This window comes from Micromonospora sp. NPDC047467 (assembly GCF_040643095.1).
In the GTDB taxonomy this organism is placed as follows: Bacteria; Actinomycetota; Actinomycetes; order Mycobacteriales; family Micromonosporaceae; genus Micromonospora.
The window spans coordinates 58222-75684 of the sequence record NZ_JBEYTO010000008.1 but is presented as its reverse complement, the minus strand read 5'-3'; the positions used below and the strand labels follow the sequence as shown (position 1 = coordinate 75684).

Annotated in this window: 13 protein-coding genes; 8 read left to right on the top strand and 5 right to left on the bottom strand. The window is 66.5% G+C overall.

All coding sequences use genetic code 11. From position 1 onward, the window contains the following. Window positions 1-150 precede the first annotated feature (150 nt). Entirely contained in the window at window positions 151-1197 is a 1047-nt protein-coding gene (locus tag ABZ780_RS22295; protein ID WP_357002597.1) for a hypothetical protein, read from the top strand. Window positions 1198-2558: 1361 nt separating this feature from the next. On the opposite strand, the gene ABZ780_RS22290 is transcribed toward ABZ780_RS22295, so the two are convergent. Then, entirely contained in the window at window positions 2559-3773 is a 1215-nt protein-coding gene (locus tag ABZ780_RS22290) for a low temperature requirement protein A (RefSeq protein ID WP_357002598.1), read from the bottom strand. 118 nt (window positions 3774-3891) lie between these two features. On the opposite strand from ABZ780_RS22290, the gene ABZ780_RS22285 reads away from it, so the two are divergent. The 3 genes from ABZ780_RS22285 to ABZ780_RS22275 all read left to right on the top strand — a co-directional run bounded on the left by ABZ780_RS22285 (window position 3892) and on the right by ABZ780_RS22275 (window position 5756). Continuing rightward, entirely contained in the window at window positions 3892-4467 is a 576-nt protein-coding gene (locus tag ABZ780_RS22285; protein WP_357002600.1) for a hypothetical protein, read from the top strand. Window positions 4468-5084: 617 nt separating this feature from the next. After that, window positions 5085-5282 carry a hypothetical protein gene (locus ABZ780_RS22280; RefSeq protein WP_357002602.1) on the top strand — a complete coding sequence of 66 codons (198 nt, stop codon included), beginning with the start codon at window positions 5085-5087 and terminating at the stop codon, window positions 5280-5282. 270 nt (window positions 5283-5552) lie between these two features. Then, window positions 5553-5756 carry a cold-shock protein gene (locus tag ABZ780_RS22275; protein WP_013283833.1) on the top strand — a complete coding sequence of 68 codons (204 nt, stop codon included), beginning with the start codon at window positions 5553-5555 and terminating at the stop codon, window positions 5754-5756. A gap of 489 nt (window positions 5757-6245) precedes the next feature. Here ABZ780_RS22275 and ABZ780_RS22270 read toward each other — a convergent pair whose 3' ends face one another. Continuing rightward, window positions 6246-7115, bottom strand: coding sequence for a helix-turn-helix transcriptional regulator (locus ABZ780_RS22270; protein WP_357002604.1), 870 nt, complete (start codon window positions 7113-7115; stop codon window positions 6246-6248). 311 nt (window positions 7116-7426) lie between these two features. Here ABZ780_RS22270 and ABZ780_RS22265 point away from each other — a divergent pair, with 311 nt between their 5' ends. After that, window positions 7427-8290 carry an SDR family oxidoreductase gene (locus tag ABZ780_RS22265; protein WP_357002606.1) on the top strand — a complete coding sequence of 288 codons (864 nt, stop codon included), beginning with the start codon at window positions 7427-7429 and terminating at the stop codon, window positions 8288-8290. On the opposite strand, the gene ABZ780_RS22260 is transcribed toward ABZ780_RS22265, so the two are convergent. Continuing rightward, the gene (locus ABZ780_RS22260; RefSeq protein WP_357487263.1) at window positions 8287-9501 is read right to left on the bottom strand and encodes a helix-turn-helix domain-containing protein; all 1215 of its coding nucleotides are present in this window, start codon (window positions 9499-9501) and stop codon (window positions 8287-8289) included. The genes ABZ780_RS22265 and ABZ780_RS22260 overlap by 4 nt on opposite strands. Before the next feature lie 163 nt (window positions 9502-9664). Between ABZ780_RS22260 and ABZ780_RS22255 the strand changes: the two genes are divergently transcribed. From ABZ780_RS22255 to ABZ780_RS22245, 3 genes are read left to right on the top strand one after another with little or no spacing between them, the layout of a single operon-like run. Beyond that, window positions 9665-10981, top strand: coding sequence for an MFS transporter (locus ABZ780_RS22255; protein ID WP_357002610.1), 1317 nt, complete (start codon window positions 9665-9667; stop codon window positions 10979-10981). After that, on the top strand, window positions 10978-12447 hold the full coding sequence (locus ABZ780_RS22250) for an NAD(P)/FAD-dependent oxidoreductase (RefSeq protein ID WP_357002612.1): 1470 nt from the start codon (window positions 10978-10980) through the stop codon (window positions 12445-12447). The genes ABZ780_RS22255 and ABZ780_RS22250 overlap by 4 nt, the downstream gene beginning before the upstream one ends. Then, a complete protein-coding gene (locus ABZ780_RS22245) occupies window positions 12444-13622 on the top strand; it encodes a zinc-binding dehydrogenase (protein ID WP_357002614.1) in 1179 nt (392 codons plus the stop codon). The genes ABZ780_RS22250 and ABZ780_RS22245 overlap by 4 nt, the downstream gene beginning before the upstream one ends. A 352-nt stretch (window positions 13623-13974) precedes the next feature. On the opposite strand, the gene ABZ780_RS22240 is transcribed toward ABZ780_RS22245, so the two are convergent. Together ABZ780_RS22240 and ABZ780_RS22235 are read right to left on the bottom strand one after the other, a co-directional pair. After that, window positions 13975-16935: a hypothetical protein gene (locus ABZ780_RS22240; RefSeq protein WP_357002617.1), complete on the bottom strand. Its 2961-nt coding sequence runs from the start codon at window positions 16933-16935 to the stop codon at window positions 13975-13977. Window positions 16936-17104: 169 nt separating this feature from the next. Then, window positions 17105-17458 (bottom strand): cupin domain-containing protein, encoded by a 354-nt coding sequence (locus ABZ780_RS22235; RefSeq protein ID WP_357002619.1) that lies wholly within the window; start codon window positions 17456-17458, stop codon window positions 17105-17107. Between the last annotated feature and the right edge of the window lie 5 nt (window positions 17459-17463).

The following is a 17463-nucleotide window of genomic DNA, read 5'->3' as shown; positions in this document are numbered from 1 at the left end:
ACTGCCCGTTGCAGTACCAGTGCCGCACCCACCCGTTAGGCCGGTCCGGCCGGCCAGTGGCACCGGTGAAGGCGTGAGCTGAAGGCATCCCCGGGTCCGATTGAGGACTACTCGATTATTCGCGGCGTTGGCTATGCGTAACGTCACGGAATGCAGCCGAACCATCTACCCACCGAGCAGACTTCTCGGCCCCCACTGGTGCCCGTCCAATCCGGTGCCCCCACGGTGCCCGTCCATCCCGACGAGCCGACCCGCCCGCGCGGGGGCGCCGCCACTGACTTTGCACGAGCGCAACTACCGGTCCCGCTCCCGGATCAGACACTGTCCGCGCGTCTGGCGCACTGGCTCGCGGCCGAGCAGGTAGTCGCCGACGTGGTGAGAGCTCTCGAAACCAGATACGGCATGCCACTGACGGTGGGGCTTCTCCACACGCCCGTCGGCAGCGAATACGTGCCGGGCACCAACACCATCGTCCTGTCCCCGAAGTACGCCACGCCAGAGCTCGTCGCCGTCGCGGACAAGCTGATCCTGTACCGGTTGGCCACGGCATCCGAGCACCTCGGCGTGAACACACTCGACGAGGAGGCGCTTCGGAGGCACAACGACGTGCAACAACGGCTGTGGCGGTTGGCCAACCCGCCTCAGAATCCGCCGCCCGCGGACGTCTACCGGTTCTACCACGGCACCAACCGGGGCAACTATTACGGTGACGGCATCCAGGTCACGGGGCTGATGCCGGACAAAGCCGGCAGCGACATCGGTTGCAAGCGCTGGGAGAAGCACGACGTCGCCAGCGAGAGCAAGGACCAGGGCTGGAACACCGTCACCCTCGACTTCGACCTGGCACTGTCCTACGCCCGGCAGCACACCGAATGGGCCATGGGGAAGAAACGCGGCGAGCCGACCCTGCGCGACGTCGCCGACGAGGGCGGGCTCGTCCTCGCCTTCGACATGCCGAAGAACGACGTCAACGGCAACGACGCGTGGCGTCACGACCGCAGCGGCGACGCGAACAACTTCCAGACCAAGGAAGAGATACCGGCGGCGAGAGTCGTGGTGGTGGAGGAGTTGGGTATCCCGGGGCCGTTGACGGCCATCGCGCCACCGCCGAGATCCACCCAGGCCCCGAAGGCCACGAGCAACTCGGCGCCGGGCACCAGGCGACGCCTCTACCCGGGATCGCAAGTCGGGAAGTGATCTCGTTCTCCAGCTGACAAGAGCTGAGACGCTCCGCTAGGGCACCACCCGGAGGACGCTTCCCCCACTGACCCTCGCTGCACCGCCGACATGGAGGCGCCGGGTTGTAGTAACCCGGCGCCTCCCTACCGGAGGGCGCCGCACTGAGGCTTCCCGCGCAACAACTGCACGTCCGAGCGGGGCGACGCCATCGATCAAACCGAGACAGCAGGCCCAGGCCGGCCAACGCCGCGGGCCAGCCGGGTCATGATCTCCGAGGAGTGGCTTCAGGCCCAAAGGACGATTTCGCCGAGATTCTGCCGATCACTGAGGGGCTGGCGGGCTGGGCCTGAAGCACCGTCGAGGCTCGTGGTGTACCGGCCATTGGAGTCGTTGATCGCCACCCGTTTCCTGTCGGGAGCGGGCAGGACCGTCGGTCGGGAAGCCTTACTCGCTGGCGCGACCTGCTTTACCGTCACCGTCCCAGCAGGCACGTCGACCGTAGCCAGGGCGACGCGACCGTAATACTGGCGCGAAATGTCGAGGGCCAGTAACAGTCGGTACCGAGATCAACGACAGTCCCCCGCCGCCTCTCGACCTCGTCGAACGACCGCGACAGGGCTCGCCGCAGGTCTGCCATAGACACCAAGGTTCGCCGCTCATGGACATAGCGTGCCGGACAAAGCGTGAGCTTGATCCAGTGCCCTCATCTGGCTCCCCTCTGTGTCACGACACCGCCGGGAGGAGAGTTCTATCCTGGGTTTCGGCGGGTCCGGGAAGTGACCTTCCCGAAGATCCGGCTGGGGGATGCAAGTCGGTCACGCTGGAGTCAGTAGTCGTTCCCCGTTGTCCTCCCGGGCCCGCCGCCACGGCGACCGCATCGCTGATCATGCACCGGTAGACGATGTCGGACAGGCCTCGTTTGAGCGCCCGCATCGCCTCCATTGATGTCTTGCCCGTGGCCTTCTTGCGGTCGAAGTAGGCGCGTCCTTCGATGGGGTTGCGTAGTTGGACGGTGGCCATGATGTGCAGCACCCGGTTGATCTGCCGGTTCCCGGCTCGGGAGAGCCGGTGTCGTACCTGCTGGGCGACCTGCTCACGACCTTGCCCGTACCGGTGTCTCAGGTGACGGACTTACAGCGGGCTGCAGTCCCTTGACGTGCAAGCTCTACGTCGATCTATAGCACGCTGGCCGACACAATCCTGGTTACACGAGCCGACCCAGGCGGTAGCCGCCACCGCCTCGGGCAATCGGACAGCGTTCTTGACGTGGCCGCGCCGAAGCAGGTGACCCGGTCGACGCTCACGTGCGGATTAACACCGGGGCTCCTCAGCAAGCGAGGAGCGTCCTCGACCTGGGTGCTCGACGCGACGGGTACGCCTCAGCGTGGTGGCGAGGCCTGCTCGAGAGGGCGTCCGTGAGCTCGGATCGTGTCCGAGATGGCGACGGCGAACAGGACGGCGACAGCTGCTGCGACGACCCCGAGTGGCGGTAGGCCGACCATCACCGGCGCCATGGCCGCGAGGACAAGGATCCCGATCGGCCGTGGCCAGGACACCCGGGCGAAGGCCGCATACTCGAGGAAGGAGCGTCCGGCGAGGTAGAGCGCGGGCCCGCCGACGATGGCCCCGACCCACGCGCGCTTGGCATCGCCGAGTGGATCTATCAGGACGAGTTCGGAGCCGGCTGAGGTGGCGAGGATACCGGCCACCATGAGCAGGTGCGAGAACTCAGCCAACCGTCCGAGCCGGCCGGGGTCAGCGGATGAGGCAATGGCCTCTCCCAGAATCTGGCCGGCTCGGTAGAAGTAGATTCGCCACAGCAACACCGTGGTAAGGAACGACAAGGTGAGGGCCAATATTCGCTCAGCCACGATCGGACCGCGTAAGAGACTCGACCCAGAGGTCAGGATCGTCTCACCAAGCGCGACGATGACGAGCAGCCAGTAACGTTCGGCCAGGTGCTCGCCCGCGACGGCCCACGGGGACACCCGCGAGCGACCCAGCCCAGGCAGCGGCCAGCCGAGCCTGCCCCCCAGGTAATCGATCACCAGGGCCAGCGTCCATAGCGAGTTCCGCGTCAGCTCGGGCGCGAAGGCTCCGGCGAGCCACGGCACGGCAGACGCACTGAACCACACGAGCGCCAGCAGGTTGACTCGGCGAAGATCGTGACCCCGCACAATGAGCACGAAGAAAAGGCTGCGGCCCACCTGTATCGCGACGTACGTGCTCGCGAAGAGCAGGCCGGTCTCGGCGAGAGCCCCCGAAATCGCGACCGCCAGGAGCAGGCTCCCATACATCGTCGTAAGCACAACGAACTGGACTGGGGGCTGGAACGGATCGAATCTGCTGGTCAGCCAGGCGGTCTGGGTCCAGATCCACCAGACAGCCAGCAACAGCAGCAGCGTCTCGCCGTTCTCCGCAAGGGAGGTGGTCAACCTCTCCGCGACGTGATCCCTGGTGTAGTCCAACACCAACTCGTGCACGACCCGGGTGAGCGCGAAGACGAACACGAGATCAAAGAACAGTTCCAGAAACGTCGGCCGCTGCGGACTCTCACGCCTGCGCAGCAGATTGGCCGCCCTATTCGTCGTCACCGCCCCGCTCGCTTCGTCGGCTTGTCAGTGAAGCAGTCGTACCACGTCGCCCACGGATAAGACGCACTTCTCTTGCACAAGAGGTCGTAACTTCCTGAGTGGTGGCGGCGTCACGTCGTTGACCGCCCGCTTCACGGTTCAGATTGCCACCGAAGGTCGGGAGATTCTTTTCATCTTTGACGTGCTGGCCGTCGTCACCGTTGATTGCGCCGCGCCAGCAACTACCTGCGCGTCCCTGACCTTGATCGTGCTGCTCGCCGGGTGCGGTGGAGGCGAACAGGTCGATCCGCAAGCTCCAGCCCCGGTTTGGCAGAGCGCCGCGCCGACCACCCCGGCCGCGCTGACGCCTGCTGAGGCGAAGAGCCGCTACCTGTCAACCGTGGCGTCGTACAACACGGCGTTGGAAGAGCTGGAGGACGCGGTCAACGCCGGGAAGGCGAGGCGGACGGTCCGTACGCTGGCCGCCGATGTGGCCCGGACGAATGCGGCGCACGCGGTTGCGCTGCGCGAGACGGTCTGGCCGGAAGAGGTCCGGGCATCGATGGGCGCACTCCTCAAGGAGAACGACGTCGCGTTACCGCGAGCCGGCGAGGCGGCGAGGCGAGAGATCCGCGCAGCAGCGGCGCACAGCGGAGCCAAGGAGGCCGGCAGGGTCCGCGCCGCGCTCGGGCTGCCCGCCTACCGGGAAGACTGATCGCCTGCTGCCCGCCGATCATCGGCCAGGTGCCGCCGCAGCGCCGGGCGCAGCTGCATACAAGGTTCGCGTGGCTGCCAGCGCCGGAATCGCCGCGTGGGTCAGCTACTGGCACATGGCCGCGGGCCAAGTCTCGCTACGTAAGAAACCGCAACATCGTGCCGGAGAGGGCCAATCCGCCTCTCCGGCCCAATCGTCGTTGAAATGTTGCCGCGTCCACAGGCGCAACAAGGATCGGTCCGGCTCGCAATCCCCACTACTCGGGCCGATCAAAAGTCTCCACGTTCGTTCTGAAGACCGCACTCTTGGAATCAGGACGGATTTCGACAATGAAATCAGGGAGAGCATTTTCACCGGGCTTGCCATCAGGCGTCGTTGAGCCCGGCTCCGCACGCCAATCAACTAGATGGATTGTCACCATATGACGACCTGGCATCAAGGGAATTATCAACTTCTCCAGGTCGAGGTCGGCACCTATAGCCTCAATCCCACCTATAGGGCAACCGGACTACGGGCGATAAGAAGGTAGGGCTCCGAAGTAACCGCCACAGACCCTAGCCCCTCTGCTGGTTGATCAGGTGGTATGGATTCGCGGTGCCTGGCCAGCGGCGGTTGCGGTGATCCAGCCCTTGGCGCAGGAGTTGGTGGGTGAGGTCGTCCAGTGGCCGGACCCAGCCGGCGACGACGATGCGCCGGTTGCCGAGGTCGACGTCATCAAGGCGCAACGCGCGGATCTGACTGGTGCGCGCAGCGTGCGAGGCGGCCACGGCGAGCACGAGCCGGCCGCAGGGGTGGTCGCGGCGGCGACGGCCTGATCGACGTTCGCTTCACGGTTGTGGCCAGGACGGCATCGATGAAAGCAGGCAGGTGACCAGGTCCACCCGCCTCCATGGGATCGACGACGAATCATGTGCTACGGTAGCCAAGTTGCAGTTTTGATTTCCGTAGACGTTTTCCAGCGCCTGATGGGGTATCTGAACCCATCCAGGCGCTTTTCGTTTTTTGTGTCGTTTCGACGCAGGTGATCAACGCGGCGGCGTATGGGTCCGCACAGTGCGGTCTCTAACAGCCTGCGAGGAGCAGACATGACTACAGGTACCGTGAAGTGGTTCAATGCCGACAAGGGCTTCGGCTTCATCAGCCCGGACGACGGCGGTGCCGACGTCTTCGCCCACTTCTCCGCGATCTCGGCGAGCGGCTTCCGCAGCCTCGACGAGAATCAGAAGGTGGAGTTCGACATCACCCAAGGCCAGAAGGGCCCGCAGGCGGAGAACATCCGCCCGCTTTGATCCATGCTCTGCGAACGGCGGCCCGACTGATTCAGCGGGCCGCCGTTCGGCGTTTCATGCGCTCACCGCAGCATCTCAAAAAATCGTCTGATCGGCAGAAGTCCGGCCAACTCGGTGTAGCGAGTGGGTGGCGCAAGCGAGCGCTGCAGCGACGCTGCCTGTGGCCGAAATGGATCGGCTACTCACCCTCGCAGCTGTCTAACCAGACAGCTCAGCGGACCGAGGCGATTTGAACCCACGAGAACCTCTTGTGGATCCTCATTCAGGACTTGTCATTACTTGTCAAAGCCCCTTGTTACGAACCGTAGTCATTGCGCGCCTGTCATTGATTGCCACAAGTTGGCGATGAGCTGCACAGACGCCGGTAAGCGAGGTATCCCGTCTGGGCAATGGGACGTTGCCGTCGCAATCTACATCCTCCCGGTTCAGGAGCGGCATTCTCGTCCTACGCCATGTGAACCACAGCGGTCAGCACCGGTGGATCAGGACTCAGCTACCCGAGAGTTCCGACGAGCCCGGCGCCGGCTGAGTGCCGATGGTTCCCAGTAGCGCGAGTTTACTCTCGGACTCGCTGCCAGGTTCGGCGGTGTATATCATGATCCGGAGGTCATGGCGCTGGGTGCTGAGAATGTCGCAATCCAGGTCAAGGGTCCCGACCTCCGAATGAACAACCCTTCTGATGGTCGGGCCGTGTTCGTCGATCTCATGACGCAGCCAGAGTTCACGAAACTGCGTGCTTGTCTCGTTCAGCCGTGCGACGAGCTGTTGTAGCTGGGGATCGTCGGGGTAACGCCCCGCACTGCGGCGCAGGTCGGCGACCAGGGAGGCGTCGAGGGTTTCGGCGCTCTCGGGGCCGTGCAGGTGGCAGTCGGAAGGGCCGGTGAAGTGCAGCCACAACAGGTTGCGGTCAGCTTCGCGCACCGGGGAGGGGTCACCTGGCAACGCCGCCCATACGGGATTCCAGAGCAGGAGGTTCCACATCGCGTCGAAGACGGCCATGGGGCGTTCGCTGGCGCGCTCCACCAGTCGGCGAATACTCGCGGGCACTATCTGACTAATTCGTCCACCGCCGGTGGCGTGCCCGGCAAGACGGAACAGGTGTTCCTGTTCGGTGTCGCTGAGCTGCAACGCCCGGGCGATCGAGACACACACCTGCACTGAAGGTGCGGAGGAGCGTCCCTGCTCCAGGCGCACGATGTAGTCGGCGGACACAGACGCCAGCACGGCGAGCTCTTCGCGGCGCAGACCTTTGGTCCGCCGGGAGGCGGTCGCCGACATACCTGCCATCTGCGGTGAGAGACGTTCCCGCCACACCCGCAGAATCTCTGCCAGCTCTCCTGGTGCACTCATCAATTCCATTGTTGCAGTCGACGGATGGAAGTGACTGGTACTCCTGCTCACAGGATGTTCCGCCCCTGGCCCCAGCCGAACGAGCGCCCTACGTTCGTGGAGCATGACCGCCAGGTCGAACTGCCGGTCTCCGAGGGCCGAGATCCAAGTCGGGGCCCGCACTCCTTGGCGGAAACCCAGCGGGTGAGGCGCTCAGCAGGTCCGTGCTGGACACAGTCTGAAGAGCAACGTCATCGCTTCCGACTGCACCAACTGGTTCGGCGAGAGCGGATCAAACCTGGTTGCCATGTGTGCATCCCACTACCAGAAGGAACCCAATCATGATTGCTGTCACCGGAGCCGCAGGTCAGCTCGGACACCAGGTCATCAACCACCTACTCCTGCAGGGAGTACCCGCCGGTCAGATTGTTGCCGTCGACCTAGAATCCGCCAAGGCAGCAGAGTTGGCCACCTTGGGAGTTGATGTCCGATTCGCGGACTACGACCAGCCCGAGACCCTGCGACCGGCCTTCGCGGGCGCTGACAAGGTTCTGCTGGTGTCCGCTCCCACAGGTCCAGACGCCACGCGTATTCGGCAGCACCAGGCGGTGATCGACGCGGTAATCGAGTCCGGAGTAGGCATCCTCGCCTACACATCAGTGACTCACGCCCCCACCAACACCATGGGATTGGCACCCGTCCACCGGGTCACCGAGCAGGCCATCGCCGCATCCGGACTGCCCGCTGTCATCCTGCGGAACGGCTGGTACGCCGAGAATCACACGGCCGCACTGCGCAATGCCGTCAGTAGCGGCACCCTCGTCGGCAGCGCGGGCAATGGCCGGATGGCCGCGGCAAGCCGAGCGGACCTTGCCGAAGCCGCAGCCATCATCTTGACCCGCGACGATCAGGCCGGGAAGGTCTATGACCTCACCGGCGATACCGCCTGGACCCTCTCCGAACTCGCAGCCGAGGCAGCAGCGCAGTCGGGCACACCGCTCACCTACGCCAACCTTCCAGCCGAGCAGTACCGACAGGTCCTGCAGCAGGCAGGAATGCCCGAACCCGTCGTAGAGCTCATCGTCGACGCTGATGTCGCGATCTCTCAAGGCACCTTGGACTACATCACGAGCGACTTGTCCACCCTCTTGGGTCGACCCACCACTCCCATGTCCTCCAACGTCGCATCGGCTCTGCAGGCCTAAGGGATGTCTCGTAACTGACGACGATGCAGCAGCCACCACGCCGTGACCAGATCCTCGGTGCGGCGCAGGTCGAGGCCGGTGAGTTCAGTGAAGCGGCGCACCCGGTAGCGCACCGTGTTCTGGTGCACGGCGAGCCGCTGGGCGGTGTCGCGGACCTGCTGATCGCAGTTCAGGAAGACCCTTGTGGTCTCGGCGATGTCCTTGTTCGCCCGGCCGGAGTGATCGAGGGCGTCCAGGTGACGCGCAACGAGGCCAGCCGCGATCTGCGCACCGGCCAGCACCAGGGGCCGTGGCCCGAGGTCCGCCAGCCGTACGACGCCGGATTGGCCGAACCGTTCGGCGGTATCCAAAGCCAGCACCGCCTCGGCGAACGCCGCATGAAGTTGATCCAGCGGGACCGCCGGGCCGGCCGCCACGAGGTGGCCGGTGAGATGGTCGGGCACCTGCGGGGCGATGAAGCCGAGAGTGGCGCCGACCTCGGCAAAGAGTAACCGGTCCGCGGGTATATGCAGCGCGGACGCGATCGCGCGGCGGATCGTGTCGGCGTCGCCGGTCGACGCGGCCCGCGCCGCGAGCGGCACGTGGCGTACGCGCGGATCGAAGCCGAACAGGTGGGCATCGCGGTTGACCTGCTCGGCGGTGAACGTGCCGCGCAGCACCCCACCGGCGTACGTGGAGCGGCGTTCGGCGTCGAAGCGTGCCCGTTCGAGCGCGAGGTCGTGGTGCACCCGCGCGAACACTGCGGACGCCTCGTTGGAGAATTCCCAGGTGTTGTCGTGGATCGCCAGAACCAGATCCGGCGGCAGGCCGACCTCAACGCCCACCTCGTCCAGCACGCCCAGCATCGCACGTGACCCCAACTGGTAGCCGGTGGCCAGCACGTCCGGCGGGATCCCGCGAACCGCGCTGCGCGCGGCAACCGCCTGGACCAGCCCGCGCAGGGCCTCATCGGGGACGCGCAGGTCGGACAGTTCGGCGACCAGGGTGTCCATGAAGCGCTGCGCGGTCGCCCGGATTTCGTCGTCCGGCAAATCCCGGTAGCCGGGCAGGTGCTCCCGCGTGATCTTCAGGAACTGGTCACCGTACGCGTCCTTGCGCGCCCGCAGCAGTTTGACGGCTGTGGCCACCTTCTTCCTGGTGGCCTTGTCGAGCGTGACGAGATCCGGCATTCGGCGCCGTACCGGCCACATCACTTGGGTCGCATCCGTCACCGCCCGAGCCTATGGCATGGACTTTGTTCCCCGGCACAAAGTAGCGCTTCACAATCTTGGTTGACGCTCCGTAGCTAGCCGTGTCCTTGCCGGCAAGACTGTGACACAGCTCATGGGCGAGTGCACCGTCGTCCCGAGCCTCCTCCTCGGCGAAGGGAAACCCATGACGAAATCCCCCGTGGAGGCTCCACGCTCGCACTCCAAAGCCGGTTATGTGCTGGCGCTGCTGTTCATCGGCAACCTGCTCAACTTCTACGATCGGGCGTTGCCGGCGGTTGTGCTGGAGCCGATCAAGGAGGAATACGGGCTCGACGACACCCAGGTCGGCATCCTCGCCTCGGCGTTTGTCCTGGTCGCCGCCGTCGCCGGGGTTCCGCTGGGCCGCCTCGCCGACCGGATCCCGCGCACGATGGTGGCGGGCTGGGGCTTGATCGTGTGGAGCGCGTTCACCGCCGCCGGCGGCGTGCTGACCAGCTTCTGGAGCTTCCTCGCCTCCCGCGTCGGCGTCGGGGTCGGCGAGTCGAGTTACGGGCCAGCGACCGGTTCACTGATCTCCGACCTCTACCCCAGCGAGCGCCGCTCCCGGGCCAACTCCCTGTTCATGCTGGGCTTCCCGATCGGCACGCTGCTGGCGTTCTTCACCGCCGGCGCCCTCGCCGTCGCATTCGACAGCTGGCGGGCACCGTTCCTCATCGCAGCGGTCCCCGGCTTCGTCGTCGCGGTCCTGGTCCTCCGCATCCGTGAACCTCAGCGCGGCGCCGCCGACGACATCCCCGTCACGGCCGCACCGCACCGGCCGTCACTGCGGTCGCTGCTGCGGATCCGCTCCATGTACGGCCTGATCATCGGCTTCGCGGGCTACAACTTCGCGGCGTACGCGATCGGCACCTTCCTCACCCCGGTCCTGCAGCGCTACTACGGCCTCGACCTGGTCGACGCGGGCGTGATCGGCGGGGTCGTCATCGGCATCACCGGGCTCATCGGCCTGCTCATAGGCGGTCGCCTGCTGGACCGCGCAGCCCGCAGGTCGTTCACGGCACGGGTACGCGTCGCCGCTTACAGCCTCGCCGCGGCGGCCGTATTCGCGCTTGCGGGCTTCGCCGCGAACCGGGACAGGCTGTGGCAGCTGGTGCTGTTCCTGAGCCTGGCCTATCTGCTCGGCATCATCTACCTGGCCGCGGCCGTACCCATCCTGTCGGACGTGATCCGGCCGCAGCAGCGCGCCAGCGCGCTCGGCCTGATGTTCGCCATCGGCTACCTGCTGGGTGGCGCGGGCGGCCCGATCGCCGTCGGCATCCTCTCCGATGCCCTCGCCGCGCAGTCGGCGGATACCGCCGACGCCACCGCACAGGGTTTGCAGACCGCGATGATGATCGGCGTCCCCGTAGCCTTCGCCGTGGCGGCGATCGGCATGCTGGCCGCCTCCCGCTTCATCAAGACGGACCACGAGGCAATGGTCGCGGGAGAGGTGTCGGCGTGAACCAGCACGTACGGGTTTTGATCGTCGGCGGCGGATTCTCCGGGATCGGGCTCGGCCGCGCCCTGATCGAGGCCCGGATCACCGAATTCGCCATCCTCGAACGCGAACCCGGGGTCGGCGGCGTCTGGCAGACGAACACCTACCCGGGCTGCACCTGCGACGTCCCGTCCCACCTGTACTCGTTCTCGTTCGCCCCCAACCCGGACTGGTCCTCGACCTACTCCCCGCAGCCGGAGATCCGGGCCTATCTGCGGCGCTGCATCGACGACTTCGGGTTGCGCCCGCACCTGCGCACCGGCATCAGCGTCGAGGCAGCTCGATGGGACGAGGATGACCAGCTGTGGCACGTCGCCACCAGCGCGGGCCCGTGGACCGCCCAGGTGCTGGTCAGCGCGGTAGGCCCACTGACCGAACCCAAGCTCCCCGAGGTGCCGGGCCTCGACATCTTCGACGGCAAGATCATGCACTCGGCGCGGTGGGACCACGACTACGACCTCACCGGCAAGCGGATCGCGTCCATCGGCACCGGAGCCTCGGCGATCCAGTACGTGCCGCACCTGGCCACCGTGGCCAGCCGGCTATTCGTGTTCCAGCGCAGCGCCCCGTGGATCACCCCACACGACAAACGGCCGATCAGCGACGCGGAGCGGGCCAGGTTCCGGGCGCAGCCGTGGCGGCAGAAACTCGAACGTGGCAAGGTCTACGTCGGCAAGGAACTGCTCGTGCTCGGTATGGCCAAGCGCCCCAAGCTGATGACTGTTCTGGAAGGCGTCGCTCGCAAACACCTGGAGCGGCAGGTCGCCGACCCGCGGCTGCGGCGGCTGCTCACCCCTGGCTTCACGCTCGGCTGCAAACGGATCGTGCCGTCGAACACCTGGTATCCGGCGCTACAGGAGCCCAACGTCGAGCTCGTGCCACACGCCCTGCGGGAGATCCGCGAGGACGCCGTGGTCGGTGCCGACGGTGTGGAGCGCAAGGTCGACACCATCATCTTCGGCACCGGCTTCCACGTCACCGACATCCCGTTCGCCGACAAGGTACGCGGACGCGACGGCCGTCTGCTGAACGACGTCTGGGCCGGCTCCCCCAAGGCGTACCTCGGCGTCTCCGTGCCCGGCTTCCCGAACTTCTTCATGTTCCTCGGGCCAAATTCGGGTCTGGGTCACAGTTCGATGGTCTACATGATCGAGGCGCAGATAGAGCACGTGACGAACGCCATCTGCGCCCTCGAACGGTCGGGGGGCACGGCCATCGAGGTGAAGCGGCCAGCGCATGAGGCGTACAACGCCGAGCTGGACCGCAAAATGGCCAGAACGGTGTGGGAGGTGGGCGGCTGCCGCACCTTCTACCAGGACGCAAACGGCCGTAACGCGACCATCTACCCGGACTGGACCTTCCGCTACCGCCGGCAAGCCGTCCGCTGGCGCGAGGACGTCTACCAACTCACCACCGGAGACCCCCGATGAAAGCCGTGACCCTCACCGGCGGCCGCCTCGAAACCGTGGAGCTGCCCACCCCGCAGCCCGGCCCCGGGCAGCTACTCGTGGCAGTGAAGCGATGCGGCATCTGCGGTTCGGACCTGCACGCCCGTACGCACGCTGACGAACTGGCCGAGACGTTGACGCTGTGCGGCTACCCCCGCTACCTGCGCTCGCACGAGAGCGTCGTGCTGGGCCACGAGTTCTACGGCGAGGTAGCTGGCCGCGGCCCGTCGACCACCGGCCGCGTCAGGCCAGGAGCGCCGGTCGTGGCCGTCCCGCTGGTCCGATGTGACGGCCAGGTCGACGGCATCGGCCTGTCCGCTGCCGCCGCCGGCGGGTACGCCGAGTACGTCGTGGTGCAGGAAGCGCTGACCATGGTCGTACCCGATGGGCTCGCCGCCGACGTCGCCGCACTCACGGAGCCGGTGGCGGTGGCCTGGCACGCCGTCAACCGCGGCGAGGTGACGAGGAAGGACGTAGCGGTTGTGCTGGGCTGCGGCCCGGTCGGGCTGGCGGTGATCGCCGTGCTCAAGGCGCGGGGCGTGGCGACGGTCGTCGCCAGCGACTTCTCCGCCGGCCGGCGGGCGCTGGCGAAGGCATGCGGCGCCGATGTGGTCGTCGACCCGGCTGTCGAGTCACCGTGGGCGGCCACCGGAGGGCACGGCTTCCACGAGACGATGACCGCGGAGTACGACGCCGGCATCGACGCGATGCAGGGCCTGCACAAGCTGCCCGTCCCCTGGTGGGCGACCTGGCGGCTGCTGGACAAGGCCGGCAAGACCCGTCCCCAACGGCCGGTCGTGTTCGAGTGCGTCGGCGTACCCGACATGATCGACAACATTCTGGCCGCCGCGCCGCGGCACTCACGCATCGTCGTCGTCGGCGTGTGCATGGGCGCCGACACGTTCCGGCCCTCGCTGGCCGTGAACAAGGAACTGGACCTGCGGTTCGTGGTCGGATACACGCCGCTGGAGTTCCGCGACACGCTCCACGCACTGGCAGCCGGCACCATCGACGTGGCACCGATCGTCACCGGGCGGGTCGGGCTGGCCGGCGTCCCCCGCGCCTTCGAAACCCTGACCGACCCGGAGACCCACGCCAAAATTCTCATCGACCCTGCACTGCCGGGCGACACGATCGTCGCGTCGTCACACCGTTGACCGCACCATCCAATGCTGCCAACCCCGACCTGTCACCCGGCAGCACGGCTCGGGTTCGCGCGCCCGGCGATGGACGGCGGGACACTTATCCACTCCGACCTCAATCCGGCGAACCTGATCGTGACACCACTCGGCCTACGCATCGTGGACTGGGCGTGGGCAACCAAGGCCGCCGCATGGGTCGAACGCGCGCTGCTCGTCCCGTGGCTGATCGGCAGCGGCCACAGCGCCGAGCAGGCAGAAGAGTGGATAGCGCAGCTTCCCGCCTGGACCGCGACCGACAGGTCTTGGACGACTTCGCGTCACAGGACGCAGCGAAGTGGGCGGCCAAGTCCCGGCAGAAGACCGAGCGCTATCCGAGGGTGAAGCGGAAGAAGCGAGGACGGTAGATGCTCGGGTCACGGTAGTGGTCGGCGTCGGGCGAGACGCGGGTGTCCATGCTGTTGACGTTGTACGACGCGATGAACGTGTCGCCGGAGCTGAACGCCGCGTGCACGTGGGCGTTGTACGAGATGACGTTCGGGTTCCAGTAGCTGCCGTACGGACCGGGTTCGGGCATCCGGTAGACAGGGGTCTTCTGGGTGAAGGGACCGTAGGGTGAGCAGGACGTCCAGGCGTTGATCTGGCCGCTGAACGCCTGGGTACTGTCCTGGCTGAGCAGCAGGAACTGTCCGCCCCAGGGGGTGACGCTGTATTCGTTGGCGATGCCGGTCAGCAGGTTGCGGGAGTTCTGCTCACGCATCGTCCAGCCCCACGGCGTGTGGTACTGCCAGGTGCCGGTGGCGAGGTCGCTGCCGTGCACGCGGGCGATGCGCATCTGTTTGTTGATCGGCGAGTCGTCCACGCCGTAGACGTAGGTGTAGCCGTCGCCGCTGCGGCTGGCCGGCAGGAGCGCCGAACCCCAGGCGACGCCGCTGGCCGAGGGTAGCTGTCGGACGCTGGCAGGGGTTCGGAGGTTGGACAGGGCGAAGTTCGCCACCACGTTGCGGTTGAACCGCCAGTCCCAGGCGCCGGAGCCGAAGCGCTCGTATTCCTGGTACACCACCTGGAGTTGCCCGCCGGAGAGGTGACCGTCACCGACCCAGTACCACTTACCTGGTCCGGAGGGCGGCATCAACGCTCGCGGAGCCCCGGCAGTGCCACCCTGGTAGGTGGTCAGGGTCCCGCCGCTCTGCACCACGAATGTGTTGTTCACCAGCGGTGCGCTGACCGGTCGGGTGCCGTCGCCGTTGAGCGGTCCCATCCAGGTGTCGGAGAACAGCCAGACGATCCGACCGTCGGGCAGCTTCACCGAGTACGTGGAGTCACCGCCGGTCCAGCCGTCCCGCGTGCTGGCGGCGTACCGGTTGAATGTGCCCTCCGGCTCGACGGTGGTCTCCACGCTGCGTACCGACAGCGGCCGCAGGACGCACGAGCGGCTTGTGAGCGGCAGCGTGGTCTCCACGTAGGTGCTGAACGTCTTCGGGCTGCTGTCCGCGTCGGCGGAGTGGATGTCCAGCTCGGTCCAGGTGCTCACCAGGGTGGCGACCATGGGGTACGCGAAGTCCGGCACGGTGATCAGGCCGCCGGCGTCGGGGTAGCGCATCGTCTGGATGCTCGGGTACTTCACCTGCGTGCCAGCGCTGCCAGCCGGCGACCAGATGATCACCGCGGAGCTGCGGTTGGCGTCCTTGGTGGTGTCGATCAGCAGCGTCGAGCAGTACCCGCAGCCCGGGTCGCCAGAATTCTGAACGGCCCGGAAATCATGGTAGACAGCGCCGCCCTTACGCAGGATGTCCTGGTACTCCACGTGCGTGCCAGCGGGTGTCGAGTGACTCTTGCGGGCCGGCCTCGCGCCGCCAAGAACGTCGCCGCTCGTCCCGCTCAGGGCGGAGATGTTGTCACGCCACAGTTTCGTGTCGGTATCCGTGTAGCCGTAGCTGCGCCACGCGTCCACCGTCGGGGCGGGGGCGGCGTTCGCCTTGGCCAGCCGATAGTTGGCAATGTGGTAGCCCAGCAGCATGTCCTTGAAGTTCAGGCCGTAGCCCTGCGCGGCGTGCCGGATCGCCTCGATCGGCAGATGCCCGTGGTCCCGGATGCTTTCCCAGGTCCGCCGCACGAAGACCGGGTCGATCTGCTCAGTAAGGTAGGTGGGCAGCAGGAACGCGCCGTACTGCGGACCGCCTCCCAGGCCACCCCACGAGTTGAGCGCTGAGCCCGGCATGCTGAGCACGTCGTAGACGTTGCGCGCATATAGCTTCTCCTCGCCGGGGATGGGCAGGTACGGCTCCCGGACGTAGGTCTGGTGGGCGGCCCACTCCGCGGTGGCCTCCATCCACCAGTTCATCGAACCGAACTCTGTACCGCGCACGAGAGTGGCGAGGAAGTCGAGACTGACGTCAGACTTGTCCCAGTACTGGTACTGCATGACGTGGAACAGCTCATGCCGGGGTAGGTAATCCCAGTCGGTCTGCCCGTTTGGCACCAGGATGGTGGCCTGCTGATTGAGCCCGAACGGCAACACGAAAGGCGCGTCAATCTCCAAGCCGACACCGCCGACGACAGGGATTTCGTCAACGCCGTAGACCAACACCCACGGCTTGCCGTCGCGCACCGGCAGCGGGTAACCCATCTCGCGATACTCGTCGACAGCGATCGCGAGCGAATTCAGCATGTGCTGGACGGCCTTGGCCCGCCCGTTGGAATGGTAGTCCGCCGGAATGCCCGGTCGGCCTGCTCCGGCGATGTTGAACAGGATGAGGAACTCGCCGGCGGATGCCCGGCAGCGGTAGGTGACACCGAGATAGTCGAACGGGTCGGCGGCGCAGTCGTCGTAGCCGGCCGCCGCAGGGGCGGCAGCCGGCGCGGCGACGTCCGGCGCGATCATCCTCGCCGCCTCGGGCTCAACGCTCGCCGCCAGCATCGAGAGGTAGGTCAGGTACCGCTGCGGGTCGCGGATGGCACCGGTCTGCCGTAGGTGGGCGGGTACTGCCCGGGGTGAGCGAAGCGCGGTGAGTCCGTACCGCACCGCGTCGTCCCGGGAGAGCTTGCCCCGGTGGTACGCCGAGAGGATCCGTTCGTTCGGTCCGAAGTCGGGCGGAGTGACTGCCTTGTCCGGCGCAATGCTGGGCGGGGCCTCCTCGAACGGCTTGGGCCTCGGGACCGGCGGGGTAATCAGGTCCGGCTCGGGGGTGTGCGGCGCTGGAGCGGTGCCAACGGCACGGCTGGCGGCTCGCGCGGCGGCCGGGTCGGGTGCCGCCTGCGCAGCGCCACTGGTAGACACTGCCCCGGCCAGAACTACCGTCGCTATGACCAGAGCCAGGGTCTTCCTCATCTACCGCTCCTAGCTTGGGTTGTTGGACGTATCAAGTTGCACGTGCGGATTCAAGGAGCCTTGGGATGACACTGTGGATCGTTTCGACCGCCACGTGGGCCGATCTTCCGCCCTTGGGTCGCCGGCAGATCACGAGCCCGCTCTCCGACGGCGTGTGCGGAAATCTCGGCTACTTCGCGACGATGCTGATGCCGATCATGCGTGCGCCGGTCTCGGTACGCGGGCGGTGCGTGCTGCCCGGAGCAAACACCACGTAACTGCCCGGGCCCAGACGGTGGCCTCGATCGATGAACTCACCCGACACCACGTAGTAGCGTTCCTCGCCCTCGTGCACGTCCACCTCTGGCCACTCCGTTCCCGGGGCGAAGTCGTACATCCAGCCACGGGCCCGCTCGGTTGCCGGCAGGCGCCGCCGGATGATGCCGGGCACGACCTCGACGGGTTCCACCTCGTCGACCTGCAGGATCTGCACATCATCGGATGCATTAGCCATGCAGTCATGATCGTCGTGTTCGCGCCGCACCGGCT